Here is a 24,765-nt window from a genome sequence, read left to right on the forward strand (position 1 = left end):
GCTGCCTAGCCCGGGAGATTATCGCTGAGCGCGGCGTTCCTTGCGGGAAGCTTTCTTGTCCGGTGTCGGGCTGTTCGTGCTGATCTTCTTCTCATCGATAACCGCTTCGCGCTGCTGGTTCGATTCGACGCGGGCTTTCATGATATACGTCGCAACCTCTTCCTGAATGCTGGCGATCATCTGATTGAACATCTCGAACCCTTCGAACTGGTATTCGCGCAGCGGATCGGTACCGCCGTAAGCGCGAAGGTGGATACCCTGACGCAGCTGATCCATCGCGTCGATATGGTCCATCCATTTCCGGTCGACCGCGCGCAGCGCGATGACTTTCTCGAATTCGCGGACCATGGCTTCGCCGAGCGAATCTTCGCGTTCGTTGTACCGCTGCAGAACCCGGTCATACAGATATTCCGTAATTTCCGAAGCTTCCTTGCCCCACAGCTCGTCGCGGGTAATTTCGCCTTCTTCGAGCAGCTTGGCATTGACGTAATCGGCTACCTGCTCCAATTCCCAGTTTTCCGGGATATCGTCGCCGGTATGGACCGTTACGATCCGTTCGATCGTGGCGCGGATCATATCCAGCACGATCTGCTTCACGTTCTCGGATTCCAGCAGTTCAAAACGCTGCTTGTAGATTACGCCGCGCTGCTGATTCATCACGTCATCGTACTGGAGAACGACTTTGCGCGTATCGAAGTTGTTGCCTTCGACCCGTTTCTGGGCCGATTCTACCGCGCGGGTAATCATGCGGCTCTCGATCGGCTGGTCTTCTTCGAAGCCCAGACGTTCCATCATGTTCAGCACGTTGTCCGCGCCGAACCGCTTCATCAATTCGTCGCCCAGCGACAGGTAGAATTGGGTCGAGCCCGGATCGCCCTGACGTCCGGCGCGGCCGCGCAGCTGGTTATCGATCCGGCGCGATTCGTGACGCTCCGTACCGATGATATGCAGACCGCCGACTTCGGAGACGCCTTCGCCCAGCACGATATCCGTACCGCGTCCGGCCATGTTGGTCGCGATCGTCACGGAACCTGCTTGACCGGCACTCGAGATGATCTCCGCTTCTTCGGCATGATACTTGGCGTTCAGTACCTGGTGGCGAATGCCTTTTTTCTTCAGCATTTCCGACAGCACTTCGGAGTTCTCGATCGAGACCGTACCGACCAGAATCGGCTGATTCTTGGCATGGCGTTCTTCGATCTCCGCTACGACCGCCCGGAACTTGCTCGGCACGCTCTTATAGACGATATCCGGCGCGTCGACCCGCTGGTTCGGCCGGTTGGTCGGTACCTGCAGCACTTCGAGACCGTAGATCTTCTTGAATTCTTCTTCTTCCGTCTTCGCCGTACCGGTCATGCCGGCAAGCTTGCGGTACATCCGGAAGTAGTTCTGGAACGTGATAGTCGCAAGCGTCATGCTCTCGTTCTGAACCGTGATGCCTTCCTTCGCTTCGATCGCCTGGTGCAGACCGTCGCTGTAACGGCGTCCGGCCATCAGACGGCCCGTGAATTCGTCGACGATGACGACTTCGTCTTCGACCACGACATAGTCGACATCGCGGCGCATAATCACGTTCGCTTTGAGCGCCTGTACGATATGGTGGTTCAACATGACATGCTTTTGGTCGTACAGGTTGTCTATGCCGAAATCGCGTTCGGCTTTGGCCGCGCCTTTATCCGACAGCGAAACCGATTTGATCTTGATATCGACGGTGTAATCCTCTTCCGCCTGCAGACGCTTGACGAAGCGATCCGCGAGGAAATACAGTTCCGTCGATTTCTGTGCCTGACCGGAGATGATCAGAGGCGTACGCGCTTCGTCGACGAGGATAGAGTCCACTTCGTCGATGATACAGAAGTACAGCGGGCGCTGTACCATTTGTTCTTTGTACAGCACCATGTTGTCGCGCAGATAATCGAATCCGTACTCGTTGTTCGTTCCGTACGTGATATCGCAGCCATAGGCTTCCTGCTTCTGCGAATGCTCCATCCCGCTCAGGTTCAGACCGACGGTCATCCCGAGGAAATTATAGACCTGGGCCATTTCCTCGCTGTCCCGCTGGGCGAGATAATCGTTGACGGTTACGACGTGAACGCCTTGGCCCGTCAACGCGTTCAAATAAACCGGGAGCGTGCCTACCAGCGTCTTGCCTTCCCCCGTTTTCATTTCCGCGATCCGGCCGTTATGCAGGGCGATACCGCCGACCAGCTGCACATCGTAATGGCGCTTGCCGAGCGTGCGCTTGGAAGCTTCGCGCGTCGTAGCAAAAGCTTCCGGCAGCAGGCTGTCGAGTGTTTCTCCTTTGTTCAGACGCTCGCGGAACTCGACGGTCTTATGCTTCAACTGTTCGTCTGTAAGCTTTTCGAAATCGGGTTCCATTTTATTGATGATCTCTACGGTACGCATGAACTTCTTGACGTCCCGTTCGTTCATATCCCCGAAGATTTTTTTGACAAGTCCTAACATGTTGTGCCCCTTTCGTGCAAAACGGATGGTTTGCCTAAATTGTACCAGCTTGAGCGGGCACGGGCAACCGCGCAAAAGGCCGCCTGGCCGCTCTTCCGTAAAACTTTCCGACATATTATATACGCGCAAAGAGCCTCATCCGATGCGGATAAGGCCCTTTTTCTTTAAAAAAATTATTTTTTGTGAAAGTTATGCCTTATTCCTGTTCGATCAGGCCGTATTTGCCGTCGTTCCGGCGATAAACCACGTTGACCGTTTCGGATTCGATGTTCGAAAATACGAAGAAGTTGTGGCCGATCATGTTCATCTGCAGAATGGCTTCTTCCACGTCCATCGGTTTAAGCAGGAATCGCTTGCTGCGCACAACCTGGAGTTCGTCCTCTTCCTCGTCGGTAGACGGGGAAACGGAAGCATTGGCACCTTCGTCCACGAACAAGCCTTTGAGGCTCTCGTCTTGACGGAATCTGCGGTTCATCTTGGTCTTGTGTTTCCGAATCTGGCGCTCCAGCTTCGACAATACTGAATCGATCGACGTGTACATATCGTCGCTCCGATCTTCCGCACGAAGGAAAATACCGCCCGGGAGAGGAATCGTCACCTCTACCTTGTGAATACCTCGGGTCACGCTGAGCGTAACCGTGCCTTCCGTAGCAGGGGGAATATCGAAGTATTTGTCGAGTCGGCTGAGTCTCTTGTCGACATAGTCTTTCAGAGCGTCAGTAACCTCAATTTGTTGTCCTCGAATCGCAAAATCCATAGGGCACTCCTCCTTATGTCACCATTATAACACAGCGTCAACGCCGAGTAAAAAGAGTGTTAACGCCAAGCGATAAATTAAGTCTTTGGACGCAAAGCGTCTGCCCGACCGATGCCGCTTTCTCTATCTTAACCGGGAAAACGGCCGGGAAAACGGATCATTTGATTTAAGCGTCGAAATTCTCCGGTATCGGCCGTCCCCGCAAGCGGACAGAAGGCACTTGTGCCGGCTTCTTGATTACAGATGCCGCTTCGCCGTTTGGGACATGCGCAGCCGCAGCCACAATCCGGCCAGAATCAGCGCAGCCCCGGCCAGGACGTAAGGCCGCCGGCTTTCCTCGCCCGTTTGCGGCAGTACGGAACCCGGAACGTGCTCCGGCTCGCTCGGTACAACCGTTCCGGGAACCACGGTTCCGGGAATAACCGGAGGCGTTCCCTGCGGCACGGCTTCGTCCGGAACCGGGATTTCGGGTTCGCCCGGTACAACCGGCGTTGTGCCTTGAGGAATCGGTTCGCCCGGAACCGGAATCCCCGGTTCGCCGGTCGGGGTCGACGGCAGTTCCGGAGTCCCTGCCGGAGTTCCGCCATCGGGGATCTGAACTTCCGGATCTCCCGGTGTCTGCGGATCTGCCGGAACATTCGGCACCGCCGGCAGGGAAGGAACGTCTCCCGGAGTAACGGGGGTGACTGGCGTTGCGGGCACAACCGGAACGCCTGCGGGTACGTCGCCGTCCGGAAGCGGAACTTCCGGCTGCGGCGTTACCGGATCTGCCGGGACAACCGGCGTATCGCCGCCGCTTGGCGGCGTTACCGGCTGTTCGGGCGTCCCCGGGGTTACCGGGGTTTCGGGAGTTCCCGGAGTGGGATCATCGGGAGTTCCGGGGGTTACCGGTGTTTCCGGCGTCACCGGAGTTTCGGGCGGCTTTGGAGGTGCGGCTGCATTTTTTACGATAACGGCTTTGGCTCCAACGCCCTGACGCACGGCGGAATCGATCAAGATGCTTTGAGGTTCGGACGACAGCAGATATCCTGCCGGAGCCTGCGTTTCGGTCAATATATACCGGCCGAGAAGCAGCTGCCCGAATACGATCCGGCCGTCCGCATCGGTCGTGCGGGTAATCGCAGGGCGGCGTTTGCCGGCATCCTGCAGAACGAATGTGGCGCCCGGCAGAAGTTTAGCCTTATCGGCCGCGTCGACTTTCGTCACTTCAAGCGCTCCGCGAACGCCGCCGCCCGTCCCCGATCCGGAAGACGCCCGGACGACGATCGCCTGGGTCGTATCGGTCTTGCCGGTGGTGACGCCGGTACCTTCGAAGCTTACCTTGTTGCTGACCGTCTCGCGGTCCGCGGCATATACGGTAGAAGTATATTCCAGAATAAAAGCACTGCGAATCGGCTGAACAAAGGTCAGTTCGAACCGTTCCGTATCCCCCGAAGTCAGGGTCAACCGGTAATCCCGGTCTTTGACAAGCGCGGTGCCTTTGCTCAGCGCTCCGTTTGCCGAAGTCACGGCCGAATAGAGGCGGAACGAAGATTCGTCCAGGATCTGATTGCTTGTCGGCGTGTCGATGATTTTGGCGTTTTCCACGTAGGATTGGCCTTTGTTGATCGTAATGCTCCACGCGATTTTGCCGTTTTGCTGGACGCCCGTTTTGGCTACATATTCGCCTCCGCCGGGAATCGGTACAGTGCCTTTCCAGCTTCCGAGAGCCGCTCCGGCACTGGTCAGTACCGCTTCGTTCGAAGCGGATGGACCGACAATCTGGCCGTCTACGGTCGTTTTGAACGTAATCCAGTAAGGCGTGTTGATCGTGTTCTTGAACGCGACCTCAAGCCGCTGACCGTTCTCTGCGCTCGGAGATACGACGCTGTAGTCGGACGGCGGCACCGCCGCTCCTTTTTGGGAACCGTCTTTCGAATTCGTCAGCGTCATCGCGTTCACGTTCAGCGAGCCTTCCACGAACCGCTGCCCCGGCTGGATGACGTCGGACAAGACCGCTTCGTCCAGCGTCAGCTTGTTATAATTGAGCTTGACGTCCCAGGTCAGTTCTTTCGTCTGCGGATTGTAGCTGCCCGATTTGGAACCGTTTTGCAGCGTCAGGGAACCAGGAGCGAAACTTGCCGTCACGTCGCGCGTGTACGAAGTTCCTTTTTCCGTCCAGGTCAGCTGCACCGCGTTCACGAAGTTGTTCTGGCTGCGGTCGTTTTTCCATTCCTGGTTGAACATCGTGGTGTACGTAACCGTCACCCGATCGGTCAGCGTACGATTGAATTGGATCGTGAAGCCCGACCGGCCGCCTTCGGGAATCGTCAGCGTATAATCGGCCGGGTTCATCGCCGCTCCGCTTCTGTCGAGCACTTTCACCGAATTCGGCACCAGTTCCAGGCCGCCGTTCGGGAAAGTATCGGTCATTCGCGCATTTTCCATCGTAAACGCGTCTTCGTTCATCACGGTGCGCCACGAAGAGGTTTTTGCGCTGTAATTGACGCCGGTGTTCACTTTGGTCAACAAACTGCGCTGCAGCGTCTGCGAAGCGGATTTGACGACCGTTCCTGCAGTAACCGTGTTGGTAATCTTCTCGCTGCTGTACACGGGTCCTGCGGCAGTCGTCCGGTATACGATCGTATAAGCGGAACGCACATCGCCCAGGAACTGGAGATCGAAACCGACTTTCCCGCCCGACACCGGCACATTCGTGACGGTATAGTCGCTGCCGGCCGCAAGAAGGCGTCCGCTCGATGTTTCCGTCACTTTAAGGGAGTCTTCCACCAGGCGCTGCGAAGCGTTAAAACGGTCTTTCAGCAGCGCCTGTGCCTGCGGAATCACCAAGGCGCCGCCGTTGTAGCGGATCGTCCAGTCGACCGACTGCGTCGCCGGATCGTATCCGCCTACCGCTTTGGCCAGCAGTTCGCCTCGCTGCACGGTAACGGTTGCGGATGCCGACACGCGGTCCCGGCCATCCGCTGCCAGCGTCGCCGTATTCGTAAAGCGTGTCTGCGTTCCCAATTCTACGGCTGTGGCGTACGTCACGCGGTAAGCGCCGTCGATCGCTGCTCCGTTAAAAGAAAGCTGCAGCTCCGAAGCGTTCTCTCCGCCAAGCGCATACTGATCGGCCGACAGCTTCTCGCCAAGCGTCCGTTCGCCGGAAGACGAAACGTTCAAACGAAAGACGTTCACGGAAGACGGATCAAGCGTCAATCCTTCCGGAATCGGATCGCTCAGCGAAACGCCGTTCAGCTTTTGCAGCGAGGTATTGAGATCGACGCTCCAGTTGATGCGCCCCGTCGTATTGTCGGCCGTCCCTTTTTTGTCGATCAGCGTGCCGCTGCGCGGCAGGAGATACAAGACGAAGACCTGGCCGGATTCTCCGATTGGAAAGTCCACCCGGATTTCCGTGCTGCTCTTGACGATCTCTTCTTTTAGCTCCGAGCGTATCGTCAATGTTCCGGAAACATTTGAATACTCTTCGACGAAACGATTGAATGTCACGGTAACTTGTCCATCCGTATTCACACTGAACGTTCCGACCGATTCTCCGTTATCTCCGCCCGTAGACAGCGGCAGGTCGCGCAGGTCCGTATAAATACGGAAAGAGTCGGGCAGGTTGAATTCAAAAGTCGATCCGTCCTTGTAGGTGTGGTCGTTCGGCAGTTCCCAGAGGTAATGAACATTGATCGCTTCGGTAGGGTCGATACGATCTGCGGGGTCGCTTCCGCTGCTTCCGATGGCATTGCCGTCATCGTCCGTCAAGGAAACCGAGGTTAAAATATTTGCGGGTTGAGGAGAGGCGTACACGGCTTCCTGAATGGTAAGACCGGCTTCGTTATCCGGCTGTACGGCTGAAGAAGCGGTGCCGGCCGGAGCGGATGAAGGGTCCGCCGGGGCTGGTGGCGTTGCCTCGCTTGGAGATGCGGCGGTATCAGCGGGGAGGCCATGCGGCCGTGCCGAGGCAGAAGCCGCCGTATCCGGTGGCGCTTCGGCAGCCTGTGCGCGGGATAAGCCTGCTCCAAACCCGAGCAGGCTGTGCAGCATCAGTATAAGGGCAATCAGGCCTGCCGCTATTCTTTTTTTCACGTTCATGATTCCTCCTGTAGTTCCGAGTTGTTCAAAGCGCAGCGAAATTCGAGTAACTTTGCGGAAAAAAGCTAAATTGGTCCTACCCAATCGTTAAACGCAAAGGGAGCAAAGTAAACTGATGAATATTTGTTTAATAGACCAATAATTTCCTCGACGCCTAAAAGAGCACATCAAAAAGGCCCCGCGCGAGCGGGACCCTCCGGCTGAGCCATGTGTTCTCTAACCAGCATAAATCATTAATCCTTAATCATCTATGTAGGTCAGGTATACGGCTGCGACGACTTACAGAGGAGTGACGTTGGAGGCTTGCGGTCCGCGAGCGCCTTCAACGATGTCGAACTCAACGGATTGTCCTTCTTCCAGCGTTTTGAATCCTTCGATTTGAATCGCCGAGAAGTGAACGAAAACGTCGCCGCCTTCTTCCGTTTCAATGAAACCGTAACCTTTTTCCGCGTTAAACCATTTCACTTTACCTTGCATGCACGAACATTCCCTTCATTATCAGATAAAAATGATGAACTGCTCTTCGAATATACCATCGCGTCTTCGGGGCTGTCAATTGGAATATAAACTGATTACATGCAATTATATTCCATAAAAATAACAGCACCTGGTATTTTCGCAGATGCCTATAATTTCACCCATCTTTCACAAAACGAATCACCGTTTTAGAGCAAGCAAATATATCTTCGTTTATCGACTCTTCTTCCCCATCTATAACTTCTGATTTTGTTAAAAGCGATCCGTAGGTCGCTCTCTGCATCCCAAAAATATCAATATAATCATTTGAAGTAAGGAGATTCTTCCATTTGCTTTAAAATCGTTTCTAAAGTGTCATTTTGATCGAAAATTTGATTTGCGCGATTTGAAATATCATGCAGCACTTTTCTTTTAAAATCATGCTCTCTCCATTTCAAAATAAATTTTTTGATATCAGCAAAATCATTTACTGTATTCAAACCTCCGACAACTTCAAAAACATCGCCGAACGGTGCAGTCAAAACAGGAATTCCCGCTTGTAAAGCATATGCTGCCGAAATCCCCCCTCCTAAACGCTTCGGATTCAAATAAATATCGCATAAGCTATAAACAGCCATCAAATCTTCTTGATAGCCCAAATTTTTAGCCCGCTTAGACACCTTCTTATACGTTTGAGCATATTTGTGAAACTCTTTAAATCCGCCTACAAAGATGATCTTCAATGTAGGATCACTCTCAAGCAGAAGATCCAGATTTTCCATAAATGCCGTGTCGATCTCTTGTTCAAGACGGTTGCCTACAATAGCGATCACTAGATCCTCTTTCAGAAGGCCGTAATCTTCCCGATTCATTGTCTTTGCAGACCTGGCTTTTACATAACGTACATCCACATTGATTATACTGCCTGCTCCATGTTTATATTCCGAAACTCTATTCGGATCCGATTCGCTCAGTTTCTTTAAAAGCGCGACAAAAGTTCCTTCAGTAACCGGAAAATCGCTAACTGTAGGTAGAGTAACGACCGGAACAAAATTGGAGCATAAATCAGCCGTTATATTTGAATCTCCTACGGAAAAAATACAGGTTGGTTTTATATCCATGACCATTTCAATGATTCCATTAATTTCCACCGTACTTGGAAACTCGCCTTCCACTTGGTAAAAAGGAATGTCTACGCCTTCGTAATCCACCTTTTTCTGTCCATTGTACTCTTTTACGTAATTGAATAACGTGTAGTCATAATAAGGGAAATGTTTTGTACGGGGCATTTCGGCAGTATTTATCAAGATTACTTTTTTCCCTAATTTTTCAATTATATTTTTGCAGTGGTCAAGCGCGATTTTTGTAGGCGCGTGCTGTAAAGATAAAAATTGATTAATTAATACGATAAACGTATCAGGCTCTCTTTCTTCCGCAACAATCCATCGGTTTTCTTTATCCAATTGTTCATCAAAAAAATTATATAGGCTAGAATAAATTTCTTTTAAAAGCTTTCTATTATTTGGAGTATTGAATGACGAATAAATAAAAAGAGTACGGGTTAACTGCCAGTACAGATAGTGGAGTTCCGAGATATCTATCGATGTGCCGGAATTAATCACTTCAATCAGTTTTTCGAAATCTTGGGCTTCTTTAGTATGCAAAGCTTTAAAAGAAGCCAAATATACTTTTAAACGCCAATCCATATCTTCTAATTCTTCAGCAAAATCAAATGTATCCGTTGTTGACTGATCCAGGTATGCTGAATCAAATAATCTTTTTAATCTTTCTTCTTTTTCCATGACATTTAGTCGGCTATCGTTTGAGATTTCTCTTACTTTATCGGTATTCAACATTAAACCCGCCTTTTAATATTTGTGAATTTCTAAAAACGGACTTTATATCACGCTAATATATGCTTTAAAGTTCGTAATACATCATAGATGTCCGTCTCTTGCATCTTCGGAAATAACGGGAGCGTAATCGCCGTCTCATAATAAGCTTCCGCGTTCGGACAAAGTTCCCTGACGTATCCCAACTGCTCGTAGTATGGCTGAAGATAGACCGGCATGTAATGCACGTTCACTCCGATATTCATTTCGCGAAAAGCTTCAAAGATCTCTTTCCGGGAAGCGTTGAAATATTCCGGCAGAAAACGTACCACATACAAATGCCAGCTGGATCGGGCATCGGGGTGCTGTTTGGGCAGCACGATTCCCGGAATCCCGGCCAGTTCCCGATTGTAGGTCTCCACAATCGCGCGGCGCCGTTCCACAAAAAGATCCAGCTTGTCCATTTGGGAAATTCCAAGCGCAGCCTGCATATCGGTCATCCGGTAGTTGTAACCCAACGACTGCATCTCGTAATACCAGGGACCTTCGTTGCGGGTAAGTTCCTGCGGATCACGCGTCATCCCATGGCTGCGGAACTGCAGAAGTTTTTTATAAAAAGCTTCATTGTCCGTAACGATCATGCCGCCTTCCGCCGTCGTCACGTGTTTGACGGGATGGAAGCTGAACATCGTCATATCTGCCCAAGACCCGACTTTTCGACCTTGGTATTCCGCTCCGATCGAATGCGCGGCATCCTCGATCACTACGAGCCGATGCCGCCTGCCGATCTCCATGATCCGGTCCATTTCCGCAGGCTGCCCGCTGAAATCGACGGCAATTACGGCTTTCGTGCGCGGAGTGAGCTTGGCCTCGATTTCTGAAGGATCAATATTGTAAGTCTCCGGATCGATGTCGGCAAATACGGGCGTTCCTCCCTGATAAAGCACGCAGTTGCTGCTTGCCAGGAAAGTGAGCGGCGTCGTAATGACTTCATCGCCCTGACCGATTCCTGCCGCAAAGCAGGCTCCGTGCAGCGCTGCCGTTCCGTTGGTAAAAGCGACACCGTATTTGGCCCCGGAATAAGCGGCTACTTTTTGCTCGAAAGCTTGAATAGCCGGTCCCTGCGTAATAAAATCGCCTCTAAGCACCTGCACAACGGCTTCGATATCGGCTTCGTCCAGCCACTGTTGACCGTAGGGAAGCATCGTCGACCGCTTGTCCGTCCATTCCATTTCTGTCCCTCCTTCGATTTCCAAAAAGAAAAGGCTGACTTAAGCCAGCCCACCCTGTTTGATCCATTCCCGCGTCCGCGCAATGCCTTCCTCCAAGGAAACCCGAGGTTCCCATCCTAGCAGGTTTTTCGCTTTGGCCGAATTGCAGAGCAGCTTCTGAATTTCGCTCTGCGGATGAATATGCTCGACATATTTGATTTTCGAAGCGTCGCCTGCGATCAGAAGCGCCAGCTCATTGACGGAAATATCGCGTCCGAGTCCCGCATTTACGATTTCTCCGTTCACGGCGTCGTTGAATCCTGCATCCACGACAAAGCGTGCGCAGTCCTCCACGTACAGAAGATCGCGGGTTTGAGTGCCTTCTCCGTAAATGTTCAACTCTTTTCCTTCAAGCGCATTCTTGATGAAGATAGCCACAACGCCGCCTTCTCCGCCGGTTTTTTGAAAAGGTCCATAGGTATTGAACGGACGAATAACTACGGTAGGAAGTCCATAAGCATGGTAATAGGACAGCACCATGTTTTCCGCTCCAATTTTCGCTCCTGCATATGGCGAAGCTGGTTTAGTCGGATGAAGTTCATCGATCCCTGTCTCGTTGCTGCAGCGATCATAGACCATGCAAGTGCTCATGAATACTACTTTCGTATTGTATTTCTTGCACTGCTCCAGAATATAGAAAGTCCCTACGGTATCGTTGTTGAATGTAGTGCGCGGATCGTCGATCGAATCCTGAACATTGATGGAAGCACCGAGATGGTAGCAGATATCGAAACGGTGTTCTTCGAATAACTCTGCCAGCAGCTTTTCGTCGAGAATGGTTCCTTCAGCGAATCCTTTAAGGTTGGCATGGTCTCGCAGTTCGGCAATATTAGACTCTTGTCCATTGGACAAGTCGTCCAAAATCCATAAATGATGACCTTCTTCAAGCAGCTTTTTGGCAACCCAGCGGCCGATGAATCCGGCGCCTCCGGTAAGTAGGATATTCATAAATCGACCTCCCTTTTCAAATTAAAACAAATCCCAAGACATCGGTGTGCCTTTTTTGATATCGGTTTTGGCTTGTCGGCCCATGATAATGTCATAATACTTGGTCTCCATTCCGTTTCCGGGACGAATAGCACGAACGTTTTCAGCAGTAAAAACTTCTCCCTGCTTAATGTCTTCGGCAACATAAAGCGAACGGCGTCCTTCCGGTTTCTCGCCTTGAGTCAACCCGTAATGCACTTCCCCTAACGCGCTCCAAGCTTGATTGGCTTCCTCAACCAAACTCTTCATTTCGGCGGGCTCCATAGAGAATGTGGAATCAACCCCTCCGTCTGCACGGTTAAGCGTAAAATGCTTTTCGATCACGCGCGCGCCTAAAGCTACGCTCGCCACCGAAACTCCAATACCCATTGTATGATCGGAAAGCCCGATTGCGCAGCCGAACGTTTCCATCATGTTAGGAATGGTCAACAAGTTGGAGTACTGAGCTTTCGCGGGATAAGTGCTCGTACATTTCAACAGTACCACTTCCGGGCATCCATGTTCATAAGCAGTCTGCTGGACCTCGTCGATTTCTCGAACCGAAGCCATTCCCGTCGAAATAATCATCGGTTTTCCGGTCTGCGCCACTTTTTTGATCAGCTTGTGATCCGTCATTTCGAAAGAAGCGATTTTATAGAATGGAACGTCCAGCGTTTCCAGGAAGTCGACAGCCGTATCGTCGAACGGAGTACTAAATCCAATGATGCCGAGCTCTTTACAACGGTCAAAAATGGGCTTATGCCATTCCCACGGCGTATAGGCCTGCTGATACAATTCGTATAAAGATTGCCCCGTCCAAAGGTTGTCGGGATCGCTAATAAAGAAATCTCCTTCTTTTAGATCAAGCGTCATGGTATCGGCGGTGTACGTTTGCAGCTTCAACGCCTGTACGCCGCACGCTGCAGCTGCATCCACAATTTCCATGGCCCGTTCCAACGAGTGATTATGATTCCCCGACATTTCTGCAATGATAAACGGCTTAGAATGGTTTGCGAAAAATTTAGACACGAAAAAACCCCCCCGGTAAACTCCTCGAATTTAAAAACTCAGTAATAAATTTTTATACCTCTGACCTGAAACTTCCCAGTCCTCGCGCAAAAGCTCAAGTACATTCACATCATAATATCGGTCATTCTTGTAAATATGCTGATAGAAGACCCCCACTTCTCTAAATCCGTACATCTGATGAAGTTTAATGACATTGCTGTTTTCTGACATAATCTCAGCTGTAGCTTTGTTCAAACCCAGCTCGTAAAAAATGAAGTTATACAGATAAGGAAGAACCATCCCCCCCAATCGCCTGAAATTCTTTTCTCCGATATAGTAACCGGCGCTCGTTTTTCTGTTTTTCAAATCAATATCATTCAAAGAAACGACGCCTATTTCGGTGTTTTTATAACAAATCATCCAATATATTTCTTTTTCGGATTCTTTGACTTTGTCAAACCACTTATACTGGTTATCTAAATCGTACGGAATATCCGTAAACATATACTTCGTAACTTCAGGCGACGTGCGCCATTGCAAAACTTTTTCCAAATGATCCTTATTCATAGCAACAAAGCTTAGCATGGCTGAACCCCTTTATGAATATGCGATAATTATATAATTTCATAAGACAATCTAACCATTCTAGAACTTCCGGTCATTCCGAATGCCGAACGAAGTACAGCAAGCTCTGCAGATATTGGATTTTTTCTGCTTTTCTCTCAAGATGCAGCAGTCGGTAGTCATTGATCTGAACCGCTTTTGCTTGTCGCAAACCAGCAGCCCACGTATACGAATCGGCAAACGCAATCCATTCCGGTTCGTATTTTTCGATGAGATTTGAAAGCAATTCTGGTTCGAATTCAGACGGCAGCATACAAACGACATACTTGCTCTGTAGCGCCGGGAGATAAATGCAGATAGCCGAATACGTATTTTTCCGCAACAAAAAACAAGAGATTTCGAACGATTTCTCCAATTTTCATTCATCTCGTGTATATCGTGTCTTAATTGCGCATAAGCAAACGAAGTATCATTTTCAGTAAAGGCAATTTGTTGGACATCATCATCTAAGCGCCAAAAAGACATACCCGTCGGAGTTTAAATATAACCGTCAAAAATTTCTTTCCAACTCTCCTCATCGCATAAAGAATTTCGACTAACCAATTTAAAAGCTTGGTTGCTCATTTCGACTATTCGAAGCGGATGATCGAATAAATCACGCAAATATGCTCCGATCGTTTCTTCATTTACCGAGCTGTACCATCCTAAATTAATGAATGCTCCATGTTTCTCCAACTCTTCGATTCCTTTTTTCTGATTTTCTGCCAACACGATAATTATGGCCGGTAAGCCAAGTAAACAGCGCTCCCAAGTCGTAGAACCTCCTGCACCAATAGCAAGGTCCGCTTTATTCATTAATTCTGCCATGTAATCGATTTGGCGATGGAATACAGCGCCTTGGACACGCTCACACATCTGTTCGACTTCGAGATAATGCGGGTTACTCCCCCCAACTACCACGTCGATATTCAAATCGGTACGTTTTATCTGTTCTAAAGCTTTTAACGTTTTTGTCGTTTCGTTCGTTGAGTCGCTTCCTCCAAAGAAGACGAGAAGATTGCAAATGGTTCCATTTCGGGTCTTGCGTATATCTATATTTCTGAACTCAGGCCGAAATAACATATATTTGGGTCCTAACAACTTGATACAACCTTCGGGAAGAAGGCCGTCATATCGAGAATTCATATCGAAATGAAAATTTTGATCCAGCAGAACGTCACATCCATGAGGTCGATTTGCCATATCATCGATGACAAAAATACGTTTTGCGTAGGCAGAAATGTTTTTTTCCCATTTTATATCGAATGCGTAATGATCGACGATTGCCCAATCGAAAGGACCGTATCGATCCAAAATGCGGATGGTTTCTTCGGCGTCTTCTACAAAGTTTTCGTTCATTCTTTTTAATACCTCTTTGATTGAGCCGGAAGAATATTCTGCATACTCCGCAAGCTTATGGACGTCGAATCCGTGCGCTTTTATGATATTCGTTAAATCCCCATCCAAACGCCGATGGATAAAATGTACCTCTGCTCCAAAAGTCCGTAGCATTTCCGCCAATGTCAAACAGCGCATTACATGGCCTGTTCCCATAACGACACCGGAATCTGCCCTAATCGCAATTTTCATCATTTTATTCACCTAGCTTTTTCTGCTTAATATCCTTGTTCATCAAAGGAAGCTTCGGATATTGTGCAAATAATTTCAAAACAGCAGGCAACCCGAAAATTTCGCCTTGATATAACTCGTTGTAAATCTTTGAAATTAAATTCCAATCTTCTTCGGTATCTAAAGTCAAGCGGTACCCGGACAAATCCTTTCCGTTCGAAAAAGATTTTAGTTTGAACCGATCCGGATGAAGATAAATGTAAGGAGTCACATGCTCTTTTTCAAAAGATTCCGAAGCATGTTGATAGGATTCTTCCAATGCCTCAAAAGAGAAAACCTCGGTGTCCATTCCTCTCGGAAACGTTTCGCTTAAACCGCTACTGGCATAGTCGCATCCGGATTTCAAAAATTCTTCAATTACTGTATGTGAGATTTGTGGATCTAAAAGCGGGCAATCGGACGTGATTCGAACAACAACTTCTGCTTGAAATGTTTTTGCCGCTTCATAATATCGACTCAACACATTCTCTTCGCTTCCCTTATAATAAGGAACTCCATACATTTCAGCTTCTTCACAAATGACGCTATCTTCTGCTGACGTTGTGGTGGCGACAATTACCTGTGTAACCGAAGGAATCGCTTGACAGCGGTTAATAACGTGTCCCAATACCGTACGGTCGCCCAACTTTTTCATTACTTTTCCGGGAAGTCTTGTGGATCCCATTCTCGCTTGAATAATCGCCGTAACTCTCATCGTTGTCCAGTCCTTCCGTACTTATGCCAATCGTTCTGTTTCGATCCATTCTTTGATCAACTCTTTGTTAATCGGCTTCATTTCAAGAGGACCGACAAGTTGTTTCTGTTCGTACTGATCCTTTTTCTTAAACATCGCGGGAATAATAAACATATCATCCGCTTCTTTCGCAAGAAGATGCTCGTCCGACGTCATCAGTTCTTCGTATCTTTTTTCACCTGGTCTTAATCCGATTGAACGAATATCGATTTTTTTTTGCAGTCCATGTTTTCGTGTAACGAGTTCGATCAATACCTCTGCTAAATCCCCGACACGGATTACAGGCATTTTCAGCACAAACACTTCACCGCCGTCAGCAATTTCATTGGCTTTCAAAATTAATTCAATCGCTTGTAAAGGTGTCATCATATACCGAAGCATATCGGGATCGGTAACCGTAATCTGTCCATTCTCTAAAATCTGCTTTTTGAAAAGCGGAATTACAGATCCTCTGGATCCCATGACATTGCCAAACCTAACCGAAGAAAATATCGTAGCTTTCGATCCTTTTTGATATTCGGCAGCCGAAATCAATCGTTCTGCAGTCAACTTGGTTGCGCCGTAGGTATTGGTAGGTGATATCGCTTTGTCTGTGCTCGTAAATAGCACTTTCTTCACGTTATTCGTTATAGCTGCCTGAATGACATTCTGGGTACCGATTACATTGGTTTGGACGGCTTCAAACGGATTGTATTCGCAGGAAGGCACATGCTTCATGGCTGCCAGATGGAACACATAATCGATATCCTCCATGGCGCGGCCGAGCCTTTGCTGATCTCTGACATCCCCGATCAAAAAGCGGAGTCGCTCCGCATGCTGCGCGAACTCGATCGCCATCTCGTACTGCTTGTGTTCATCACGACTGAAAATACGGATAACCTGCGGGGCATCTTTAAGCAGCCGTTTGACCAAATGACATCCAATCGTGCCCGTTCCGCCTATGACCAAAATCTTTTTATCCTTGTAGATGGAATTCAAAACTGTTCCTCCTTTGCTTCTGAACGTTCGATTCTTGCAATGGATTCTTTAAAAATTTCGTCCAGGAAAGGAAACTTGTTTTTAATTTCTTTCAATAAAGCTCCCAGAACGTCGTATAATAAGTCCGCTTTTTTCATTAAGTTTTGTTCCAAAACGATTAATGGCTGCTTCTGATCGAACGCCGCCATTTCCCGAGGGAGTACACTCTCGTAGATCTGCGTAAACCATTCACGGTTTACGATGCGGGTCCAGCGCTCTTCGATCTCCACAATGGTATTTTGGCATTTCGCCGGCTTGGTACGGCTGATTTCGCGAAGGGGATTGATCACTTTCAAGAGCGCTTTGACTTCATTTTCCACTTGCACAAAATCGTTCAATGTAGATTTCAACTTGTTTTTTGTGAATTCGATTCGTTCCAAAGTTCCATTCGATGCGACTTCCGAAGCCGACTGCGGGAGCAGATCGGCGTTGAATGTTTGACCGGCTACCCTTTCCCATACGTTCTCAATCGGCTCCCATGTCGTTCCTGCCAGAGAAGCGCCGTTTCGCGTCGTATTGATAAATTCGATATCCGGCAGCGAGCCGAACATTTTTTCAAGCGCATCTTTCATGAACATGAAGTTTACGTTTGTTTTGTTCATGCCACCGTTGACGTTCGGAATCTCAACTTCCGCATTGTCCACCAGGTTCCGGTTATGGATTTCGCCTACGTGATTGACGCCTTCCGCATAGAACTTATTGCCCGGAAAGGAAAGATCCTGGCCCATTAACACAATACGCGTAGCTCCCATCCATACAGCGGCTTGAATGGCGGTTCCTACAACGGTAGGCGTCGGAGTCATGGCCACATCGCTATGATTTAATCCCATGTAATATTGGGTGATCGTATCATTGCTCATCACCGCATGAATCTTGCCCTCCGGCTTACGATCTGTAATACCGTAATAGGAAGTAGAAGCGTACAGAAGCGGAGCTTCAAGCGTCTCCGGCGCTTCAAACACTTTATTGTTGATAACGCCGCCGTCCAGCGTGACAGCCAAATGCGGTTTGATTCCGTGCTTGACCAGCGCCTGAATACTGGAACCCGCGGCCACGATGAAAGCATGGGGCTTCATACGCTCAATCCAGTCGATATCCTGTTGAAGGGAAGGGCCTGAAGCAACGACAACCGCGGTCAGTCCCTCATAAATCCCTTGCAAGCTCTCGATCGAAGGAGAACGCAGCATATCTGCCATCTGATACATGCTGTTGCGAACCCAGTCTTGTTGAAAAAGCGCATGTGTATTCTGATTGGATTCATAAGTATGATTATATTTTTGGAACTTTTCCCGTACTTCCCGCAGGACATCCATCTCCGATTCCAGATAATGTCGAAGGGCGACAAATGCAAGTTCATTGTGCATATGAAGCGAAGCCATGTAGAAAAGGGAATTCAACTGTTCTTTGCCAACCGCCAAGTAATAAAAGTTGGGATGATCGAATAAAGGGGTCAGATCGTACGCCAGAATTGCACGGTAAAATTGGTCGATATCCGGTTCGTATACCATAAAGAGTCGACTCGTATACTGTTCGATTAGATCCATGAGGCCAAGTCCCTGACCGAATCCGTATACGAAAATGCACTCCGTGTCTTCGACCGATTGTTTGACCGCTTCCAACCAGGGAATATCTTGTTCAATAGGTTCTACGTAAGCGTTAGAGTTATCCGACGCCGCCTCCGATATGTCTTTCAGTTCGTTCCAGACATGCGGGAATTTATTTTTGAGAACAGCGAGATTCCGTTCGAAGTTGTTCAAGGTTATACCACCATTCCGAAGTAGTCTTTTCTATACCTAATATATCGGATTCCATACGATTTGAGTGAAGCTTTACAAAAAAAATCCCCCCTTGGTCCGCTATGGACCCAGGAGGGAAGCTTTATTTTCGATGGTCGAAAAACATGCTGTTTGCCGTATAAGCTTGCTGGTAAGCCCCTTTTTGAACTTTGATCTTGCCCTGCTGCTCCATCCAATGGCCCGCCTCATCTTTCAAGGCCTGCATTCGCAGGAGAATCTTATGATCAAAGTTCAAGATATATTCGATCCGGCTACGATCCTGATCGGTAACGTCGGAACGAAGTGCGATCAGACGTTCAGTTAACTGCTGCCGAAAATTTGAGAACTGCTCAAATTCTTCTTCATCCATCTCATCCAGTTTTTCAACGGTTTCTTCCGACAGGAATTGCAGCTGATCCAACAAACTCGTTACGGAATCTTCCCTAACCGGCTCTGCGTGTTGTTCAATCATCAGACCGCTCCGGCTGCGCCCGCACCCGACAATTTGCTTGCTTCTACCCAAGTTTCGCGCAGATCCAAGACATACTCCAACACCTCTTGGGCCTTTTCGACATCCTTGCGTACATTGGAATCGATCAGGCAATGCAGCATATATTCGTACATCGACAAAAGATCTTTGGAAATCGGATAGTCGAAGTTCAATGAGGAAATCAATTCATGAATGATGGCTTGAGCTTTGCACAAATTATTATTGGCTTTCTCGTAGTTGCGTTCCTCAATGCCCTCTATACCGGCTCTTACGAATCGAATGGCTCCGTCGTACAACATGATCAGAAGCTTCGGTTTGGATGCCGTTTGCGCTTGCGCTTGCTGATACTTTTGATGGGGTGAATAGATCAAAATGGACAGCCTCCTTTAGATTACAAACCTGCCAGACTGGACGACTGACTATTATATCGGTTAATTGCGGTTTCCATTGCAGTGAATTTTTTAAAATAATTCGTTTCGATCCGGTTCAGCTTTGTTGTCATGTCGCTGATTCGGCGATCCAGTGACGTAAGCTGTTCGCCCATGACGCTCGTATTCATGAATGAAGCCGACAAGTCTTTGCTCGCTCTGGATGTACCGGCCGTATCATACATTCTTTGCAGCGAACCCGTTGAAATCTTACGCATCTTTGCCAGCATGCCGTCCGTTTCGGTAAAGGTGTTGTTGGAAAAAGCTTTTGAGTAATCCTTGTTAAAGAAATCCGCGACGGCATTAGGGTTGCTTTGCAGGGTCGCTTTTAACTTATCCGTATCCAGCTCCAACTTGCCTTTGGTCTGATAATTACCGGTTGTAATACCCAGCGATACCATGGAAAGTGTGGTATTGTCTGCCAACTTAACGCCTTGAACCATAGCGGTACGCATGCTGGCAACCGCGTCCTGCAGAATGCTGTCGTTTTTAAGCATGCCGCTTTTGGCTTTTTCGTTCCAAAGTTTTGCTTCGTCATCACTCATTGCCGCTCGCTCTTCGGTGGAAAGCGGCTTATATTTTTTGTAGCGCTCTTCTCCGATTTTCCCGTTAACGCTGGAAAGAACATCGTTATAGGCGTCTACGAAACTTTTAACCGATGCTACGATCTTGTCGGTATCGTCGGCAATATTGATTCGGGTCGTTTCTCCTGCCGGAGTCAACGAGTTCAATGTTAGTTTGACTCCATTGATATCAAAACTATTGGTCGGCTTCGTTACTTCGAGCCCATTTATTACCGCTTTCGCATCTATAGCCGGTTTAAAACTTATCTTAAAAGCATCATTGAGATTCTGGCTAATCCCGAATGTGGTCGATGCCGGAGCGGCAATAGTCAAATTGTTTGAAGTAACGCCGTCCGCTTTAACGGAACCGGTAGTTTTTGAAGTGAACGATATGCCTTTAGTAGCATCATAAATGGCAGTGACTCCGGCATCTTTATTTCCATTCACCTTGTTCACAAAAGACTCTATGGTTTCATTCGCATCCAACGCAATATCTGCATTTCCCACGCGGACGGTTCCCGTTACAGGCGTACTGAGATCGCTCAATTTGGTCGTTGAGGCTGTCGGAGTCCAAGCAGCTCCGGAAACCCCGCTTGAAGCACTTGCCAGTTGGGTGACTTTTACATCGAAAGTCCCGCTTGCCGACGAAGAAGCCGTAGCTGTCACTGCCGAAGTATTCCCGGTCACCGTTGCCTGCTTGGAAGTCAGTGTTGAGGAATTGACAAGCTCCGACAATTTTTCTTGAAAAGTAACCATTTTTGTACTGATTTCGCGGTAGCTTTCCCGTTTCCACTCCATTAACTGCTTCTGTTGATTCATTTTGTTGAGCGGAGCGCTTTCGGCTGTCATCAATTTCTTGACCATCGAGTCGATATCCATCCCAGAAGCCATGCCTGTGATTCTTGTAACCATTGAATAACCTCCTGTTAAATGTCTTTGCCTTTATCGACTCAAACTCTTTTATCGACCAGAATTCCCGAGAATTCCATCATTTTTGCCACGACATCCAATATTTTTTCCGAAGGAACTTCTCTAATTAAATCCCCGGTTTCCTTGTTCAGTACTTTGATCATAATTGCGTGCGTCTTCTCATGAATCGAAATTTCAAGGGATTTTTGCGGTCCTTGGATGGCCTGAATGGCTTTCTCCAATTCTTGCAGCGATTGCTCTTGAGTCTGATGAAGCTTGGGAATGGTCGTTAACGGCACTGCAGGGACCACCGTACCGGCCGCTGTTTCGGTCGCTTGTTCCCTTTTTGGAAAGGAGGTTTGTTGAACTGGAAGCCCACCGCTAAAATTGGATGTTATGTTTGAATCCATAAGTATTCCTCCGCTCTTTTTGTTGCTTATAAGGGCTGTCCGTTCGGTCTATTCATGATTGTTATCTTATATATCGGCATCGCAGCGGGAATGTTTATAAAATTTCGTATAAAGTAAAAAAAGCTCCGCCAAAGCGAAGCTTTTTGTCAAATGAAATCTTGTGAAGATTAACGCAGCAGCGACAGAACGCCCTGCGGCGACTGGTTGGCCTGTGCCAGCATCGATTGCGATGCTTGCAGGAGAATGTTGTTCTTCGACAGAGCCACCATTTCCTTCGCCATGTCCGTATCGCGGATCCGCGACTCGGAAGCCGTCAGGTTCTCTACCGTTGTGCCCAGGTTGTTCGACGTGTATTCCATACGGTTTTGGACTGCACCGAGGTTCGCACGCTGCGTAGCCACTTTTTCAATCGCTGTGCTGACTTGAGTAAGCGTTGTAGTGGATTTCAAACCGCTGAAACCTGTTGTATCAACTTTGTTGATCGTGATTTTGAAGCTCGAATCGTCAGCTTGGATGCTGATGTTGGAACTACCGGTCGTTTTGTTGATGTTGATGCCGTTGAAGGTTGTTTTCGACATAATGCTGTCGATCTGCGAACCCAAAGCGTTCAACTCGGAGTTGATGTTCGACTTGTCGCCTCCGCCGTACGTACCGTTTTGTTTCTGTACGTTCAGCTCTTTCATACGGCCGAGCATCGAGCTGACTTCGTTCATCGCGCCTTCCGCCGTTTGTGCGAACGAGATACCGTCCTGCACGTTACGCTGTGCTTGTTCCAAACCGCGGATCTGGCCGCGCATTTTCTCGGAGATCGACAGGCCGGCTGCGTCATCGGCTGCACGGTTGATGCGAAGACCCGAAGACAGTTTTTCCATGTTCTTGCTCGCTGCGGCACTGTTCAGTCCCATGTTGCGGTGTGTGTTTACTGCCTGAATATTGTGGTTGATAATCATGATTTGTTTCCTCCCTGAATTGGTTATTCCCACATCCATGTGGTTGGCTCAGCCGGGAATTTTCGGAAAACTACGCTTCCCCTTGCCAGCTCTAATTCTTATATCGACTTTCTGACAATAAACATGAAGATCCAAAACGATAATTCTCTTGATTTCATAAAAAAAGCTTCGCCGAAGCGAAGCTTTTGATGCGAATGAAGTCCGAATTAACGGAGCAGCGACAGGACGCCCTGCGGCGACTGGTTGGCCTGTGCGAGCATCGATTGCGATGCCTGCAGGAGAATGTTGTTCTTCGACAGAGCCACCATTTCCTTCGCCATGTCCGTATCGCGGATCCGCGACTCGGAAGCGGTCAGGTTTTCTACCGTTGTGCCCAGGTTGTTCGACGTATATTCCAAACGGTTTTGAACCGCACCGAGGTTTGCACGTTCTTTAGCTACCGTTTCGATAGCTTTGCTGACTTGAGTAAGGGTCGTGCCGCTGCCCAATGCACTAAAGTCAGTTGTGCTGACGCCGTTGATTTGAATCTTGAAGCTGGAATCATCGGCCTGCACACTAACGTTCGAAGTAATTTTGATACCGTTGAACTTGGTGTTCGTCATGATGCTGTCGATTTGATCGCCCAAAGCATTCAACTCGGAGTCGATGTTCGCTTTGTCGCCCGAACCGTACGTACCGTTTTGTTTCTGTACGTTCAGCTCTTTCATACGGCCGAGCATCGAGCTGACTTCGTTCATCGCACCTTCCGCCGTTTGTGCGAACGAGATACCGTCCTGCACGTTGCGCTGTGCTTGTTCCAAACCGCGGATCTGGCCGCGCATTTTCTCGGAGATCGACAGGCCGGCTGCGTCATCGGCTGCACGGTTGATGCGAAGACCCGAAGACAGTTTTTCCATGTTCTTGCTCGCTGCGGCGCTGTTCAGTCCCATGTTGCGGTGCGTGTTTACAGCTTGAATGTTGTGGTTGATAATCATGATTTGTTTCCTCCCTGAATTGGTTATTCCCACATCCGTGTGGTTAAGTTAGCCGGGCATATTCAGCCGCATGCACTGCTTCGTCCCCTGCCTTGTCTTATATATCGACCTCTTCTTCAGTGTTGTGAATAGTTTTTCCAAAATAGCTGCTCTTTTGTGTCAATAGCACAAAAAAAGCCCCTGCATCCGCAGAGGCTTACGATTTGAAATCCCGCAATTCTTAACGGAGCAGCGACAGAACGCCCTGCGGCGACTGGTTGGCTTGCGCCAGCATGGATTGCGAAGCCTGCAGGAGAATGTTGTTCTTCGACAAAGCCACCATTTCCTTCGCCATATCCGTATCGCGAATACGCGACTCGGATGCCGTCAGGTTTTCTACCGTTGTGCCCAGGTTGTTCGACGTGTATTCCAGACGGTTCTGCACTGCGCCCAGGTTCGCACGCTGTGTAGCCACTTTTTCAATCGCTGTGCTAACTTGAGTAAGCGTTGTAGCGGCTTTCAAGCTGCTGAATCCAGCTCTGTCCACTTTGTTGATTGAAATTTTGAAACTAGAATCGTCCGCTTGAATCGAAACGACGTTGGAAGTACCCGATCCTTTGTTGATGTTGATGCCGTTGAACGTTGTTTTGGTCATGATGCTGTCGATCTGCGAACCCAGAGCGTTCAACTCGGAGTTGATGTTCGACTTGTCGCCTGCACCGTACGTACCGTTTTCTTTCTGTACGTTCAGTTCTTTCATGCGGCCCAGCATCGAGCTGACTTCGTTCATCGCGCCTTCCGCCGTTTGTGCGAACGAGATGCCGTCCTGCACGTTGCGCTGTGCTTGTTCCAGACCGCGGATCTGGCCGCGCATTTTCTCGGAGATCGACAGGCCGGCTGCGTCATCGGCTGCACGGTTGATGCGAAGACCCGAAGACAGTTTTTCCATGTTCTTGCTCGCTGCCGCGCTGTTCAGTCCCATGTTGCGGTGTGTGTTTACTGCCTGAATATTGTGGTTGATAATCATGATTTGTTTCCTCCCTGAATTGGTTATTCCCACATCCGTGTGGTTAAGTTAGCCGGGCATATTCAGCTGCATGCACTGCTTCGTCCCCTGCCTTGTCTTATATATCGACCTCTTCTTCAGTGTTGTGAATAGTTTTTCCAAAATAGCTGCTCTTTTGTGTCAATAGCACAAAAAAAGCCCCTGCATCCGCAGAGGCTTACGATTTGAAATCCCGCAATTCTTAACGGAGCAGCGACAGAACGCCCTGCGGCGACTGGTTGGCCTGAGCCAGCATCGACTGCGAAGCCTGCAGGAGAATGTTGTTCTTCGACAGAGCCACCATTTCCTTCGCCATATCCGTATCGCGGATCCGCGATTCGGAAGCGGTCAGGTTTTCTACGGTTGTGCCCAGGTTGTTCGACGTGTACTCCAGACGATTCTGAACCGCACCGAGGTTCGCACG

22 protein-coding genes are annotated in these 24,765 nt (G+C 48.9%); all 22 read right to left on the minus strand.

Features of this window, described 5'->3' with window-relative positions; genetic code table 11:
• Positions 1-18: 18 nt before the first annotated feature.
• Positions 19-2,466 carry a preprotein translocase subunit SecA gene (secA, locus tag HOP44_RS21115; RefSeq protein ID WP_172257137.1) on the minus strand — a complete coding sequence of 816 codons (2,448 nt, stop codon included), beginning with the start codon at positions 2,464-2,466 and terminating at the stop codon, positions 19-21.
• A 196-nt stretch (positions 2,467-2,662) separates the two neighbouring features.
• Entirely contained in the window at positions 2,663-3,223 is a 561-nt protein-coding gene (gene hpf / locus HOP44_RS21120) for a ribosome hibernation-promoting factor, HPF/YfiA family (protein ID WP_172198277.1), read from the minus strand.
• Between the two features lie 237 nt (positions 3,224-3,460).
• Positions 3,461-7,297 (minus strand): collagen binding domain-containing protein, encoded by a 3,837-nt coding sequence (locus HOP44_RS21125; RefSeq protein ID WP_172257139.1) that lies wholly within the window; start codon positions 7,295-7,297, stop codon positions 3,461-3,463.
• 285 nt (positions 7,298-7,582) lie between these two features.
• The gene (locus HOP44_RS21130) at positions 7,583-7,780 is read right to left on the minus strand and encodes a cold-shock protein (protein WP_037287260.1); all 198 of its coding nucleotides are present in this window, start codon (positions 7,778-7,780) and stop codon (positions 7,583-7,585) included.
• A gap of 302 nt (positions 7,781-8,082) precedes the next feature.
• Positions 8,083-9,615 (minus strand): glycosyltransferase family 4 protein, encoded by a 1,533-nt coding sequence (locus HOP44_RS21135; RefSeq protein ID WP_172257141.1) that lies wholly within the window; start codon positions 9,613-9,615, stop codon positions 8,083-8,085.
• 47 nt (positions 9,616-9,662) lie between these two features.
• Positions 9,663-10,823: a UDP-4-amino-4,6-dideoxy-N-acetyl-beta-L-altrosamine transaminase gene (gene pseC, locus HOP44_RS21140; protein ID WP_172257152.1), complete on the minus strand. Its 1,161-nt coding sequence runs from the start codon at positions 10,821-10,823 to the stop codon at positions 9,663-9,665.
• 39 nt (positions 10,824-10,862) lie between these two features.
• Positions 10,863-11,810 carry a dTDP-glucose 4,6-dehydratase gene (locus HOP44_RS21145; protein WP_172257154.1) on the minus strand — a complete coding sequence of 316 codons (948 nt, stop codon included), beginning with the start codon at positions 11,808-11,810 and terminating at the stop codon, positions 10,863-10,865.
• Positions 11,811-11,831: 21 nt separating this feature from the next.
• Complete coding sequence (gene pseI, locus HOP44_RS21150; RefSeq protein ID WP_343059998.1) at positions 11,832-12,857, minus strand: pseudaminic acid synthase; 1,026 nt, start codon at positions 12,855-12,857, stop codon at positions 11,832-11,834.
• A gap of 30 nt (positions 12,858-12,887) precedes the next feature.
• Positions 12,888-13,421: a UDP-4-amino-4,6-dideoxy-N-acetyl-beta-L-altrosamine N-acetyltransferase gene (pseH, locus tag HOP44_RS21155; protein ID WP_172257156.1), complete on the minus strand. Its 534-nt coding sequence runs from the start codon at positions 13,419-13,421 to the stop codon at positions 12,888-12,890.
• A gap of 73 nt (positions 13,422-13,494) precedes the next feature.
• Positions 13,495-13,815, minus strand: a complete 321-nt coding sequence (locus HOP44_RS21160) for a hypothetical protein (RefSeq protein ID WP_172257158.1) — start codon at positions 13,813-13,815, stop codon at positions 13,495-13,497.
• A gap of 122 nt (positions 13,816-13,937) precedes the next feature.
• Positions 13,938-15,032 carry a UDP-2,4-diacetamido-2,4,6-trideoxy-beta-L-altropyranose hydrolase gene (gene pseG, locus HOP44_RS21165; RefSeq protein ID WP_246369995.1) on the minus strand — a complete coding sequence of 365 codons (1,095 nt, stop codon included), beginning with the start codon at positions 15,030-15,032 and terminating at the stop codon, positions 13,938-13,940.
• Between the two features lies 1 nt (position 15,033).
• A complete protein-coding gene (locus HOP44_RS21170) occupies positions 15,034-15,762 on the minus strand; it encodes a cytidylyltransferase domain-containing protein (RefSeq protein WP_172257162.1) in 729 nt (242 codons plus the stop codon).
• A gap of 21 nt (positions 15,763-15,783) precedes the next feature.
• Entirely contained in the window at positions 15,784-16,779 is a 996-nt protein-coding gene (locus tag HOP44_RS21175) for a UDP-N-acetylglucosamine 4,6-dehydratase family protein (protein WP_216667683.1), read from the minus strand.
• Positions 16,776-18,575: a motility associated factor glycosyltransferase family protein gene (locus HOP44_RS21180; protein WP_216667684.1), complete on the minus strand. Its 1,800-nt coding sequence runs from the start codon at positions 18,573-18,575 to the stop codon at positions 16,776-16,778. Before HOP44_RS21180 ends, HOP44_RS21175 begins: the two co-directional genes overlap by 4 nt.
• Before the next feature lie 121 nt (positions 18,576-18,696).
• Complete coding sequence (gene fliT, locus HOP44_RS21185; RefSeq protein WP_172257164.1) at positions 18,697-19,065, minus strand: flagellar protein FliT; 369 nt, start codon at positions 19,063-19,065, stop codon at positions 18,697-18,699.
• Positions 19,065-19,454 carry a flagellar export chaperone FliS gene (fliS, locus tag HOP44_RS21190; RefSeq protein ID WP_172257166.1) on the minus strand — a complete coding sequence of 130 codons (390 nt, stop codon included), beginning with the start codon at positions 19,452-19,454 and terminating at the stop codon, positions 19,065-19,067. The genes fliT and fliS overlap by 1 nt, the downstream gene beginning before the upstream one ends.
• A gap of 20 nt (positions 19,455-19,474) precedes the next feature.
• The gene (fliD, locus tag HOP44_RS21195) at positions 19,475-20,986 is read right to left on the minus strand and encodes a flagellar filament capping protein FliD (RefSeq protein WP_172257168.1); all 1,512 of its coding nucleotides are present in this window, start codon (positions 20,984-20,986) and stop codon (positions 19,475-19,477) included.
• A gap of 38 nt (positions 20,987-21,024) precedes the next feature.
• Positions 21,025-21,393, minus strand: coding sequence for a flagellar protein FlaG (locus HOP44_RS21200; protein WP_172257170.1), 369 nt, complete (start codon positions 21,391-21,393; stop codon positions 21,025-21,027).
• Positions 21,394-21,560: 167 nt separating this feature from the next.
• Positions 21,561-22,343, minus strand: coding sequence for a flagellin N-terminal helical domain-containing protein (locus HOP44_RS21205; protein WP_172257172.1), 783 nt, complete (start codon positions 22,341-22,343; stop codon positions 21,561-21,563).
• Between the two features lie 206 nt (positions 22,344-22,549).
• Positions 22,550-23,317 (minus strand): flagellin N-terminal helical domain-containing protein, encoded by a 768-nt coding sequence (locus HOP44_RS21210; RefSeq protein WP_172257174.1) that lies wholly within the window; start codon positions 23,315-23,317, stop codon positions 22,550-22,552.
• Between the two features lie 220 nt (positions 23,318-23,537).
• Positions 23,538-24,323 carry a flagellin N-terminal helical domain-containing protein gene (locus HOP44_RS21215; RefSeq protein WP_172257176.1) on the minus strand — a complete coding sequence of 262 codons (786 nt, stop codon included), beginning with the start codon at positions 24,321-24,323 and terminating at the stop codon, positions 23,538-23,540.
• A 220-nt stretch (positions 24,324-24,543) separates the two neighbouring features.
• On the minus strand, positions 24,544-24,765 hold a 222-nt coding region (locus tag HOP44_RS21220; RefSeq protein WP_253915565.1), incomplete at its 5' end, for a flagellin.

Source organism: Saccharibacillus deserti (genome assembly GCF_013618475.1).
GTDB lineage: Bacteria > Bacillota > Bacilli > Paenibacillales > Paenibacillaceae > Saccharibacillus > Saccharibacillus deserti.